We start from the raw sequence: 12,433 nt of genomic DNA on the forward strand, positions 1-12,433 counted from the left end.
CGGCACGGCCGGCGCCCTTCGCACGGAGAAGCCGATGAACACGATACTCAGGCTCAGCCACATCACGAAGAGCTTTCCCGGCGTGAAGGCGCTGTCCGACATTCATCTGGAGATTGCGCGCGGCGAGATCCACGCGCTGCTCGGCGAGAACGGCGCTGGCAAGTCGACGCTGATGAAGATCCTGTGCGGTATTCATCACCCGGATACCGGCACGATCGAGATCGACGGCACCGCACGCCATTTTGCGGACTATCACGACGCGGTCGCGGCGGGCGTCGGCATCGTGTTCCAGGAATTCAGCCTGATTCCGCACCTCGATGCCGTCGACAACCTGTTCCTCGGCCGCGAGCTGCGCAACCGCTGGGGCGCCCGGGACCGCAAGCGGATGCGCGATGCGGCCGCCGCGATCTTCGCGCGGCTCGGCGTGGCGATCGATCTCGATGCGCCGATCCGCGCGCTGTCAGTCGCACAGCAGCAGTTCGTCGAAATCGGCAAGGCGCTGTCGCTCGACGCGCGCATCCTGATTCTCGACGAGCCGACCGCCACGCTCACGCCGGCCGAAGCCGGGCACCTGTTCGCGATCATGCGCGAGCTGAAGCGGCAGGGTGTCGCGATGATCTTCATCTCGCACCATCTCGACGAGATCTTCGCGGTGTGCGATCGCATCACGGTGCTGCGCGACGGCCAGTACGTCGCGACGACCGGCGTCGCGCACACCGACGTCGAGCAACTGGTGCGGATGATGGTCGGTCGCCGGATCGAAAGCAGCTTTCCGCCGAAACCGGCGCTGCCGGCCGATGCGCCGGCCGTGCTCGAAGTCGAGGCGCTGCAGATCGAGCGCGACGGCCCCGTGAACCGCTTCACGCTGCGGGCCGGCGAGATTCTCGGCTTCGCCGGGCTGGTCGGCTCGGGCCGCACGGAAACGGCGCTGGCGGTGATCGGCGCGACGCGTGCGCACCGCAAGGAAGTGCGCGTGCGCGGCGCGGCGGCGAAGCTCGCCGATCCGGCCGACGCACTGCACGCCGGCATCGGCATCCTGCCGGAAAGCCGCAAGACGGAAGGGCTCGTCACGTCGTTCTCGATCCGCGACAACATCTCGCTGAACAACCTCGGCAAATACCGGTCGATGCGCTGGCTGATCGACCGCGGCAGCGAGGCACGCACGACGCACGACGTGATGCGGCGCGTCGGCGTGAAGGCGCCGTCGATCCACACCGAGGTCGCGACGTTGTCAGGCGGCAACCAGCAGAAGGTCGTGATCGCGCGCTGGCTGAACCATCACACGTCGGTGCTGATCTTCGACGAGCCGACGCGCGGCATCGACGTCGGCGCGAAAGCCGAAATCTACGGGCTGATGCGCGAACTCACCGCGCGCGGCTACGCCATCATCATGATCTCGTCCGAGCTGCCGGAAATCGTCGGCATGTGCGATCGCGTCGCCGTGTTCCGGCAAGGACGCATCGAGGCGACGCTCGCCGGCCACGAGATCGATCCCGACACGGTCATGACCTATGCCACGGCCGGCACGCGAGGAGCGACCCATGAACCTGCATGATTCTTCTTCCACGCCTTCCACGACGCTCGCGGCCACTGCCGGCAACGCGCCGCCGCCACGTGCGATGTGGGCGCAACTGCGGCGCTCGACGCTGTTCTATCCGCTCGTCGGCCTGATCGTCGTCTGCATCGCGATGATGATCGCGAGCCCGAGCTTCCTGTCTGCCGCGAACCTCGAGAACGTGCTGCGCCAGGTATCGATCAACGCGATCATCGCGGTCGGCATGACCTGCGTGATCCTGACGGGCGGGATCGACCTGTCGGTCGGCTCGGTGATGGCGCTGTCGGGCACGCTCGCGGCCGGGCTGATGGTCGCGGGTGTCAACGCGGTCGCCGCGCTCGCGATCGGCATCGCGGTCGGCCTCGGGTTTGGCTTCCTGAACGGCGTGTTCGTCGCGTTCGCGGGGATGCCGCCGATCATCGTCACGCTCGCGACCATGGGCATCGCGCGCGGCCTCGCGCTGATCTATACGGGTGGCTATCCGATCGACGGCTTGCCCGACTGGGTCGCGTTCTTCGGCAGCGGCAAGGTGCTCGGCATCCAGGCGCCCGTGCTGATCATGCTGGTGGTCTATGCGATCGCGTGGCTGCTGCTCGAGCGCATGCCGTTCGGCCGCTACGTGTATGCGATCGGCGGCAACGAGCAGGCGACGCGGCTCACCGGCGTGCGTGTCGCGCGGGTGAAGCTGATCGTCTACACGCTGGCCGGGCTCACGTCGGCGCTTGCCGCGATCGTGCTGACGGGCCGGCTGATGAGCGGGCAGCCGAACGCGGGCGTGGGCTTCGAGCTCGACGCGATCGCGGCCGTCGTGATGGGCGGCACGTCGATCTCCGGCGGGCGCGGCGCGATCCTCGGCACGCTGGTCGGCGCACTGCTGCTCGGCGTGCTCAACAACGGGCTGAACATGATCGGCGTGAATCCGTATGTGCAGAACGTGATCAAGGGCGGAATCATCCTGCTCGCGATCTACATCAGCCGCGAACGGTCGCGGTAACGACCGGTTCATCAGTCATCCGAATCACTCACGAAAGAGACAACTCATGACGACACCCGAAGACCCGCCGCGCATGACCGCGGTCGTCTGCCACGGCCCCGAGGACTATCGCGTCGAACAGGTCGCGAAGCCGCGCCCCGGTGCGAACGAGCTCGTGATCCGCATCGCCGCGTGCGGGATCTGCGCGAGCGACTGCAAGTGCTATACGGGCGCGAAGATGTTCTGGGGCGGACCGAGCCCTTGGGTGAAGGCGCCGGTGATTCCCGGCCATGAATTCTTCGGCTACGTGGAAGCGCTCGGCGACGGCGCAGCCGGGCATTTCGGCGTGGCGATGGGCGACCGCGTGATCGCCGAGCAGATCGTGCCGTGCGGCAAGTGCCGCTATTGCAAGTCGGGCCAGTACTGGATGTGCGAAGTGCACAACATCTTCGGCTTCCAGCGCGAGGTCGCCGATGGCGGGATGGCCGAGTACATGCGGATTCCGCCGACCGCGATCGTTCACAAGATCCCGCTCGGCGTCTCGCTCGAAGATGCGGCGATCATCGAGCCGCTGTCGTGCGCAATTCATACGGTGAATCGCGGCGATGTCCAGCTCGACGACGTCGTCGTGATCGCGGGCGCAGGCCCGCTCGGGCTGATGATGACGCAGGTCGCGCACCTGAAGACGCCGAGAAAACTCGTCGTGATCGACCTGATCGACGAACGGCTCGAACTCGCGCGGCAATACGGCGCCGACGTGACGATCAACCCAAAGCGCGACGATGCGCGCGAGATCGTCCGCGCGCTGACAGACGGCTACGGCTGCGACGTGTACATCGAGACGACCGGCGCGCCGGTCGGCGTGAGCCAGGGGCTCGACCTGATCCGCAAGCTCGGCCGCTTCGTCGAATTCAGCGTGTTCGGCGAGGATGCGACCGTCGACTGGTCGATCATCGGCGACCGCAAGGAGCTCGACGTGCGCGGCGCGCACCTTGGGCCATACTGCTATCCGATCGCGATCGACCTGCTCGCGCGAGGGCTCGTCACGTCGAAAGGCATCGTCACGCACGGCTTCGCGCTCGAGGACTGGGACGACGCGATCCGCGTCGCGAAATCGCCCGAATCGATCAAGGTGCTGCTGAAGCCGGCCCGCTGAGGCGGCAGGCATGCGCCTCACCGGAGACATCATGGAATACGTGATTGGCGTCGACATCGGCACGCAGAGCACCAAGGCGCTGCTGGTCGACCGGCATGGCACGATCGTCGCACGGCGTTCGGCCGGCTATCAACCCGACACGCCGCGCCCGCTGTGGGCCGAGCAGTGGCCGCAAGTGTGGTTCGACGCGGTGCTCGAATGCGTCGCGGGTTGCGTGAGCGAGGCACGCGCGCAGGGTGTGCCGGCCGATGCGATCCGTGCAATGTGCGTGAGCAGCCTGTACGGCGGCTCGGGCATTCCGGTCGACATCGACATGCGGCCGCTGCATCCGTGCCTGATCTGGATGGACCGGCGCGCGACCGCGGAAGTCGACTGGGTCAACGAACACGTGAACGTCGAACGGTTGCGCGTGATCACGGGCAACGGTGTCGACAGCTACTACGGCTTCACGAAGATGCTGTGGCTGCGCGACCAGCGGCCGGATGTGTGGGCGAACGTGCGCTATTTCCTGCCGCCGAACGCGTACGTGATCTACCTGCTGACCGGCGAGGTCGCGGTCGATCACAGTTCGGCCGGCAATATCGGCGGCGTCTACGACGTCGCGCGCCGCGAATGGTCCGACGACGCACTCGACATGCTCGGCATTCCGGCGACGATGATGCCCGAGCGGCTCGTCGATTCGACGGAGATCGTCGGCGGGCTGCTGTCGCAATGGACGGAGCAGCTCGGCCTGCCGGCCGGCACGCCCGTCGTGGCCGGAGGTGTCGATGCGGCCGTTGCGACCTTCGCGGCCGGCGCGACGCGTACCGGGCAGCACGTTGCGATGATCGGCACCAGCATGTGCTGGGGCTACGTGAACCGGCACGTCGATGCGCGGCACGGGCTCGTCAGCATGCCGCACGTGTTCGACGGGCAGCGCGACCTGTACGTGTTCGGCGGTGCGATCACGGCCGGCGCGTCGGTCGCGTGGTTCCGCGACCAGTTCTGTCAGGCGGAAATCGATGCGGCGCGCCTGTTGCCGCACGGCGATCCGCACGTGCTGCTCGAGGAGGCGGCCGAGCGCGTGCCGGCCGGCGCCGACGGCGTGCTGTTCCTGCCGTACCTGATGGGCGAGCGCAGCCCGGTGTGGGACGCGAAGGCGAGCGGCGCGTTCGTCGGGCTGAGTCTCGCGCATACGCGCGCGCACCTGTATCGCGCGGTGCTGGAGGGGGTTGCATTTGCGTTGCGACACAACATCGAGGCCGGCCGCCGCGGGGCAGTCGCGCTGGACGACCGGTTGATCGTCGTCGGCGGAGCCGCGCACTCGGCGCTGTGGATGCAGATCATTGCGGACGTGACGGGCTTTCCGGTGTGGACGATCGAGCAGGACGTCGAAGCCGCGATGGGGGCCGCGTTGCTCGCGGGCGTCGGAGCGGGGCTCGTGTCGGACGACGACGCGCAGGGCGGCTGGGTCACGCTCGTCGAACGTGCGCGGCCCGATGGCGATCGCGCGAAAGCGTACGACGCGCGTTTCGCGCTCTATACGGCGCTGTATCCGGCACTCAAGCCGATCATGCACAGGCTGGGCACATCATCATGAACTCACGATTCGATTTCAGCGGCGCGCGGGTGCTCGTCACGGGCGCATCGAGCGGGATCGGGCGCGCGTGTGCGGTCGCACTGGCGCAGGCGGGGGCGCGCGTTGTCGCGGCAGGGCGTGACCTGGCCGCGCTCGACACGCTCGCCAGCGAGACTGCGTGCGAGACGGTGCGCATGGACGTCGGCGGCGACGAACACGCGATCGATGCCGCGCTTGCCGCGCACGACGCGTTCGACGGCCTCGTCAATTGCGCGGGGATCGCGTCGCTCGAACCGGCGCTCGACGTCGGTGCCGGACACTTCGATCGCGTGATGGCCGTCAATGCACGCGGTGCGGCGCTCGTCGCACGGGCTGTCGCGCGCAAGATGGTCGAACGCGACGGGCGCGGCGCGGCACGCGCGCGGGGCAGCATCGTCAACGTGTCGAGCCAGGCCGCGCTGGTCGGCCTGCCCGCGCATCTGAGCTATTGCGCGTCGAAGGCGGCGATGGACGCGATTACGCGTGTGCTGTGCATCGAACTCGGGCCGCACGGCATTCGTGTGAACAGCGTGAATCCGACCGTCACGCTCACGCCGATGGCGCAGTTCGCGTGGAGCGAACCCGAGAAGCGCGCGCCGATGCTGGCCGCGATTCCGCTCGGGCGCTTTGCGGAGCCGGACGAAGTCGTCGCGCCGATCCTGTTTTTGCTGAGCGATGCGGCGTCGATGATCAGCGGCGTGTCGCTGCCGGTCGACGGCGGGTATACCGCGCGTTAGTCGCCGTCATGCGGCGGTCGCGCATGACGGGGAAACAGCGGAGTAGAGGCGTGGCGGCGCGTGCGGCTAAACCGGATCTTTGCTCGGCGGTTCGTCCGGTTGCTGCGGGTTGCCGTGATGACCGGGCGGCGACGATAGCGGATCGTCTTCCGGATCGCGGTTCGGGTCGGCCGGTGGCTCGGGCGTCGGGGTCGTGTGATCGGTCATGGAGAACTCGCGCAGTGCGTGACAGCGGCGGCGCGGCGGGTGCGCCTCGTCTCCGTTATAGCCAATCGGACGCGCGTTTGCAGCGGGATTATTGCGGCCGGTTGCCGATCGTCGGCGAAGTCCGTGCATTGACGGTATTCGTGCGGGATCGTGCCGCCATGCACGTTCGAATCAGCGCAAATCCGCCGGGGTATCGACGTCGCGCAGGATACCGGGATCGTCGACGTCGAGCAGTTTCACCGGCACGCTGGCGAACAACGCGCGGGCGCCCGTGTCGCCGTCGAGCGCGGCGAGCGCATCGAAGTGGTGCTCGGCGAAACCGACCGGATGGCCGCGCACGCCGCGATGCGCGGGCGCGACGATCGATGCGTTGTCGGCTTCGAGTGCGCGCGTGACGGCCTCGTAGGTGGACGCCGCGATCCACGGCATGTCGCCGAGCGCAACGAGCCAGCCGTTCGAATCGGGAGTCGCACGCACGCCGGCCGCGAGGCTCGCGCCCATGCCGCGCAATGCGTCGGGCGCGTACACGACCTGACAGCCGGCTTCGTTCAGCAGAATGGCGAGTTTTTCGGCGCCGGGGCGGACGACGGCGATCACGTCGGCCGTGGCGGCCGCGAGATGGCGGGCCGCTGCGACCGCAACCGGCGTGCCGTCGGGAAGCAGCGCGAGCAACTTGCTGTGCAGGCCGCTCGGGTCGAAGCGTTGACCAAGGCCGCCGGCGAGCAGGACGCCGGTGGCGAGTGACGCATAGGACATCGGCGCGGGGGGGAGTGAGACAGGTGCTGCGATTGTGCGGGAGCGGGCCGGGATCGGCAAGTGAGGATGTTACCGATTCGCGCCCGTCAGGCCGGAAAGACCGTCATCGCGACGCTTCGTCGAGCATGCTTTCCTCGACAGGACCGTAAATTGCGTGCGATTCGTTCTGGACGACAGCCCAATAGCGGTCCCCGAATGACCAGTGCCACCATTCGGACGGGTAATTCGTGAAGCCGGCGCCGGTCAGTGCGGCGATCAGCACCTGGCGGTTGCGTGCGGCGGCGCGGCTGATGAACGCGTTGTGCGTGTAGCACGCGCCGGACGATTCCGGGTCGGTGGCGTCGAGAACGCACCCCATGTCGAGCTCGGTGCCGTCGGCGGCAATCAACGTCAGGTCGACGGCGGCGCCGGTCGGATGGCCCGCGACTTCAGGCGGCGCGACATAGTGGCTCGCGAGTTCGACCAGCGCATCGTCGGATGGCAGCGGATTCAGCGTCGCGCGCAAGTGCGCGAGATGGCCGGTGAAGTAGTCGCGCTGGAGCGCGAGCGGGCGATAGCCTTCCTTCACATACAGGCGCACGCCGGCCGGGAGCGTTCGCGCGGCGGCAGCCAGCCGTTCGGCGACGCCGCGGCGCACCTTCAGGAAATGCGGGCTCGTGTTTTCGACGACGCTGCGGGTGAGGTCGACGGCGATGCGTTCATCGTAGGCGGCGAGATCGACGAACCCTTCGTGCGACTCCATCAGGGCGATCGACCGGACGGCGGGATCGGAGAGCGGTATCACGGTAACGGGCAGGGCGGCGAGGTGACGATTGCGGGTCACGAGCCGATGCGGTGAGGCGGCCGTGATCGTTTTGGTCAGACGAATCGCCAATATGCCAGAGTCCGGCCGAGGACGTGCGGCGGTTGGGTGCGCGGGCGGGTGGCGCTCACCAGAGCGTCTTGACGTGCGCGTACGCGCGGATTTTTTCGTCGCGAGTGATCAACTGCGCGCCGAGCCGCCGCGCGGTCGCGACGATCATGCGGTCGGCCGGATCCTTGTGGAACGTGCCGGGCAGGACGGTGGATTTCGCGGCGATGTCGGCATCGACGGGCACGAAGCGCATGCCGTCGATCTGCGCGACGGTGGCGAGCCACGCGTCGACATCCATCGACAGCGCGAGGCGACCGTTGCGCACCAGCATCGCAATCTCCCACGCGGAGATCGCCGATGCGGCGAGCGTGTCTTCACTCCGTGCGCGATCGATCGCGCTTCGTGCTTTCTTGGTGAGCGAAGGATCGCCCGCCACCCACCATACCAATGCATGCGTATCCAGCACGATCACCGCGACGCCTCCCAATCCTCTTCCGCAATCGGATCGAGAGGATTGTCGTAGCGCATGACCGAGCCGCGCAATATGTCCAACGGCTGAGCCTCGCGTGCGCGATACGGCCGGATCTCGAGCGTCGGCTTGCCGTGGTCGGTGACGATCAGGCTTTCACCCGACGCCTCGACGAGCCGGAAGTATTCGAGCGCGCGAGCCTTGAATTCGGATTTCGATACGGGAGCGTGCGGCATCACGAGATGAGCATGGTCATTTGACGATGGTCATTTTAGTCATGGATTCCGACCCGGCGCAAGCGCCCGGGGCAGACCGTGTTACCCCCTCGCGCTACGCATCCGCCCACTTCCGCAACAGGTTGTGATAAATCCCCGTCAACGCAATGACCATCGGGTCCTTCGCGCCTTTTTCGGCTGAAAGCGCCTGGATCTGCGTATCGAGCTGGAACAGCAGTGTGCGGTCGCCGTCGTCGCGCACCATGCTCTGGATCCAGAAGAATGACGCCACGCGCTCGCCGCGCGTGACAGGCGTCACGTGATGCAGGCTCGATGCCGGATACAGCACGAGATCGCCCGCCGGTAGCTTGGCGCGATGCACGCCGTACGTATCCTCGACGCACAGCTCGCCGCCGTCGTACGCCTCGGGTTCTTCGAGAAACAGCGTGGCCGACAGGTCGCTGCGCACGCGGAAATCCGTGCCGCGCAACAGCCGGATCGCGTTGTCGACGTGCGTGTCGAACGTTTCGCCCCCTTCGTAGCGATTGAACAGCGGCGGAAATACCTTGAGCGGCAACGCTGCCGAAAAGAACAGAGGATTGCGCGCGAGCGCATCCTGGATCGCGTCGCCGACGGTACGTGCGACTGGCGAGCCTTCCGGCAATTGCCGGTTGCGTTTCGCGAGCGCCGACTGCGCGCCGGACGTCGCGTTGCCGTCGACCCATTCGGCCGCATCGAGCAGGTCGCGGCATTGCGCGACTTGCGCGTTGGTCAGTACGCCGGGGATATGAAGCATCATGATGCGGATTCCATTGCATGCGGCGCCAGTTGCATGGCCGCCGAACGAAACGCGTCGATCGGCGACGACACGAGATACGCGCGCATCTTTGCGGTGAACGCGGGCGTCGCGGTGGCCGGCACACGCGCGAGCCATCCGAGCGCTTCGTCGATGCGCCCGCGCTCGGCGAGCAGCCGCGCATAGTTGAACTGGCCGCGGAAGTCGCCGGCTTCGGCCGCGCGGCGATAGTGGTCGAACGCCGCATCGACATCGACGGCGACGACCCAGCCATCTTCGTAGAAGCCGCCGATCAGGTTGATCGATTTCGCATGGCCGAGCGCCGCTGCGCGTCGAAACCAGTCGAGCGCGTCGGCGCGGTGCTCGTCGACGCCGTTGCCGAGCGCGAGCGCCGTCGCGTAGTTGTACATGCCCCAGTCGAGGCCCGCCTGCGCGGCGAGACGGTACCAGTACACGGCAACCGGCGCGCATGCGGCCGTTCCCCAGCCGAACTCGTAGCAGCGACCGAGCATGTTCATCGCCATCGGATGGCCGGCTCGCGCCGCATGCCGGAACCAGTTGAACGCGGCTGCCGGATCGCGTGCGACGCCGTGTCCGTCGAGCAGGTACTGCCCGTAGACGGCCTGCGCGTCGACGATGCCGTTGTCGGCGGCCGCCGCGACCCACGCGGCGGCGCGCTCGGGCGGCCCGGCCAGGATGTCGGCGAACTCGCGCGGCGATACCGACGCGAGCGCCTTCAGCGACACGGCCTCCATCGATCAGTAGCGCGCGTTCAGCGTGACGAACGCCGAGCGGCCCGGCGCGATCGACGCATAGTGCGCCGGGTACGCCTGATCGAAGTAGGTGCGGTTGAACAGGTTGTTCACGTTCAGCTGCAGGTCGAGCTTCTTGTTGATCCGGTACTGCGCCATTGCGTCGAAGCGCCAGTACGACGGCACGGCACGCAGGTTCGCGGGATCGCCGAAAACTTCCGACATGTAGAACGCGCCGCCGCCGACCGTGAACTTCGGCGTCACGTCGTAGTTCGACCACATCGTAAGGCTGTGCTTCGGCGTGTTCGGGAAGCGGTTGCCGTCGTTCGCGCTGTCCTTGCCGTTGTCGCGCAGCGCGCTCTTCATGTACGTGTAGCCGCCGAACACCTGCCACTGCTTCGTGATCTGCCCGGCGACGCCGAGCTCGAGACCCTGCACGCGCTTGTTGCCGACCATGGCGTACTGGTTGTTCGGCAGCGTCACGCGCGCGTTCGTCGTGTCGATCTGGAACAGCGCGGCGGTCAGCGACAGCTTGTCGTTCAGCACGTTCCACTTGGTGCCGAGCTCGATGCTGCGGTTCTTTTCCGGCGACATCTGATCGGCGTTCGGACCGACGCCGCCGCGGCCCGGCGTGAGCGACTGCGTTTCGCTGCCTTCGCCGAGCAGCATGCCGGCCGGCGTCGACGACGTCGCATACGACGCGTAGATGCTGCCGTTCTGCGCGGGCTTGAACACGAGGCCGGCCTGCCAGTTCACGAGCGTGTCGTCGCGCGTGGTGGTCTTGCCGCCGTTCGCCTGGGTGTCGGTGAAGCGGGTCGAGTAGTCGTCGACGCGCACGCCGGCGTTGACCTGCCAGCGCGGCGTGATCTCGATCGTGTCGAAGCCGTAGATCGACTTCGTCGTGGTGCGCGCATGCGCGTAGTCGTTGTTGCGCGTGATCGAGCCGGCCCACGGATCGTTCGGGTTCGGCGACCACAGGCTCGTGCAGTTGTAGCCCGAGGCGGCGCCGATGCCTTTCTGGCAGATCTTGCCGGTGTCGGTTGCGACGGTGTACGAATCGCGCTTGCCCCATTCGCGCGTCAGCTCGATGCCGGTCGTGAAGCTGTGCTTGAACGGGCCCGTGCGGAATTCGCCGAACAGCTCGGTCAGGTTCGCGAGGCTGTTGATCGAGCTGTCGCGGTTGTTGTTGCGGCGCCAGACCTTGCCGTTCACCACGTTGCCCTGGCTGTCGTCGGGCTGCGTCCAGATGTAGTCCTGCGTCGATTCCGTGTAGCGCGTCGTGTTGCGGATCGTCAGCGACGACGTGATGTCGTGTTCGATCTTGATCGTGCTGATGTCCGACGTGGTCTTGCGGAAATCGCGATTGATCAGGCCATAGAAGTTGTGGCGATCGACGGGCGCCGGATAGATGGTGCCGACGTTCGCGGGCTTGTTGGATGTCGTATAGAAGTACGGAATGCCGCCGTCGGGCATGTCGTCCGTCGACAGGTGGTAGTAGCTCGCGGTCACGCGCGTCGGCGTGCCGAGGCCGAACGCGATCGACGGTGCGACGCCCCAGCGCTCGTTGTTGACGGCGTCGCGGCCGGCGACGTCGTTGTTGTGGCTCATCAGGTTCAGGCGGAACGCGGCGTGATCGGCGAACTGCCAGTTGCCGTCGGCCGTGAAGCGGCGATAGCGGTCGGTGCCGAAGCCCGCGCTCGCGGTGGCCGTCGTGCCGAGGTGCGGCGCCTTCGTGATCAGGTTGATGCTGCCGCCGGCGCCGCCGCGGCCGCCGTACGCGCCGTCGGAACCCTTGGTGATCTCGACGCGCTCGGTGTTGAAGATTTCGCGCGTGGTCGCGCCCGTGTCGCGCATGCCGTCGACGAACATGCTGCCCTGCGTGTCGTAGCCGCGGATGAACGGACGGTCGCCGAGCGGGTTGCCGCCTTCGCCGGCGCCGAACGTGATGCCGGGCACGGTGCGCAGCGCCTCGGTTAGCGTCGACGCGCCGCTGTTCCGGATCAGTTCCTGCGGGATCACGGTGACGGATTTCGGCGTGTCGACGAGCGGCGCGGTGAATTTGGCGGAAGCGGAGAAGTCAGCCTTGTAGCTGTGCTCGGTCTTGCCCTGGATCTCGATCGGCGCGAGATGGCCTTCGGTGCTGGCGGGGGCCGCGGGCGGCGTGCCGTCGGCGAACGCGGGGCTCGCGGCGAGCACGCTGCACAGGGTGGTGAATTTGCCGAGCTTCAGCTCGTCGGGACGGGACTTCATGGTGCGCTTCGACCTCGCGATGTGGCCCCGGAGGCGGTGCGCTGCAGAAATGTGCGTGCCGCCGGGAATTATTACGATTTGTTTTCAGGCGGCATTCTATGTAATTTCATGTTAAAT

13 protein-coding genes are annotated in these 12,433 nt (G+C 67.0%); 5 read left to right on the plus strand and 8 right to left on the minus strand.

The genetic code is table 11. From position 1 onward, the window contains the following. The first annotated feature begins 34 nt into the window (after positions 1-34). From ACWMMN_RS21480 to ACWMMN_RS21500, 5 genes are read left to right on the plus strand one after another with little or no spacing between them, the layout of a single operon-like run. Positions 35-1,555 carry a sugar ABC transporter ATP-binding protein gene (locus tag ACWMMN_RS21480; protein ID WP_486423924.1) on the plus strand — a complete coding sequence of 507 codons (1,521 nt, stop codon included), beginning with the start codon at positions 35-37 and terminating at the stop codon, positions 1,553-1,555. Continuing rightward, positions 1,542-2,549, plus strand: coding sequence for an ABC transporter permease (locus tag ACWMMN_RS21485; protein WP_486423925.1), 1,008 nt, complete (start codon positions 1,542-1,544; stop codon positions 2,547-2,549). Before ACWMMN_RS21480 ends, ACWMMN_RS21485 begins: the two co-directional genes overlap by 14 nt. Before the next feature lie 46 nt (positions 2,550-2,595). Next, positions 2,596-3,684 carry an alcohol dehydrogenase catalytic domain-containing protein gene (locus ACWMMN_RS21490; RefSeq protein ID WP_486423926.1) on the plus strand — a complete coding sequence of 363 codons (1,089 nt, stop codon included), beginning with the start codon at positions 2,596-2,598 and terminating at the stop codon, positions 3,682-3,684. 31 nt (positions 3,685-3,715) lie between these two features. After that, positions 3,716-5,263, plus strand: coding sequence for an FGGY-family carbohydrate kinase (locus tag ACWMMN_RS21495; protein WP_174991370.1), 1,548 nt, complete (start codon positions 3,716-3,718; stop codon positions 5,261-5,263). Next, positions 5,260-6,018: an SDR family oxidoreductase gene (locus ACWMMN_RS21500; protein WP_486423927.1), complete on the plus strand. Its 759-nt coding sequence runs from the start codon at positions 5,260-5,262 to the stop codon at positions 6,016-6,018. The genes ACWMMN_RS21495 and ACWMMN_RS21500 overlap by 4 nt, the downstream gene beginning before the upstream one ends. A 66-nt stretch (positions 6,019-6,084) precedes the next feature. Here the strand turns inward: ACWMMN_RS21500 and ACWMMN_RS21505 are convergent, their stop codons facing one another. The 8 genes from ACWMMN_RS21505 to ACWMMN_RS21540 form a co-directional block, all read right to left on the minus strand. Continuing rightward, the gene (locus tag ACWMMN_RS21505; protein WP_174991369.1) at positions 6,085-6,225 is read right to left on the minus strand and encodes a hypothetical protein; all 141 of its coding nucleotides are present in this window, start codon (positions 6,223-6,225) and stop codon (positions 6,085-6,087) included. Positions 6,226-6,396: 171 nt separating this feature from the next. Beyond that, on the minus strand, positions 6,397-6,981 hold the full coding sequence (locus tag ACWMMN_RS21510) for a nucleotidyltransferase family protein (RefSeq protein WP_059239802.1): 585 nt from the start codon (positions 6,979-6,981) through the stop codon (positions 6,397-6,399). Between the two features lie 103 nt (positions 6,982-7,084). After that, positions 7,085-7,804, minus strand: coding sequence for a M15 family metallopeptidase (locus ACWMMN_RS21515; RefSeq protein ID WP_233464102.1), 720 nt, complete (start codon positions 7,802-7,804; stop codon positions 7,085-7,087). 106 nt (positions 7,805-7,910) lie between these two features. After that, positions 7,911-8,306: a type II toxin-antitoxin system VapC family toxin gene (locus ACWMMN_RS21520; RefSeq protein WP_342706004.1), complete on the minus strand. Its 396-nt coding sequence runs from the start codon at positions 8,304-8,306 to the stop codon at positions 7,911-7,913. Beyond that, positions 8,303-8,542, minus strand: a complete 240-nt coding sequence (locus ACWMMN_RS21525) for a type II toxin-antitoxin system Phd/YefM family antitoxin (RefSeq protein ID WP_059239804.1) — start codon at positions 8,540-8,542, stop codon at positions 8,303-8,305. Before ACWMMN_RS21525 ends, ACWMMN_RS21520 begins: the two co-directional genes overlap by 4 nt. Positions 8,543-8,633: 91 nt before the next feature. Then, positions 8,634-9,317: a Fe2+-dependent dioxygenase gene (locus ACWMMN_RS21530; protein ID WP_256086128.1), complete on the minus strand. Its 684-nt coding sequence runs from the start codon at positions 9,315-9,317 to the stop codon at positions 8,634-8,636. Beyond that, positions 9,314-10,069 (minus strand): tetratricopeptide repeat protein, encoded by a 756-nt coding sequence (locus ACWMMN_RS21535; protein ID WP_059239808.1) that lies wholly within the window; start codon positions 10,067-10,069, stop codon positions 9,314-9,316. The genes ACWMMN_RS21530 and ACWMMN_RS21535 overlap by 4 nt, the downstream gene beginning before the upstream one ends. Before the next feature lie 3 nt (positions 10,070-10,072). After that, the gene (locus ACWMMN_RS21540; protein ID WP_486423928.1) at positions 10,073-12,316 is read right to left on the minus strand and encodes a TonB-dependent receptor; all 2,244 of its coding nucleotides are present in this window, start codon (positions 12,314-12,316) and stop codon (positions 10,073-10,075) included. Between the last annotated feature and the right edge of the window lie 117 nt (positions 12,317-12,433).

The sequence above is a fragment of the Burkholderia cepacia complex sp. TUM26381 genome, from assembly GCF_057439935.1.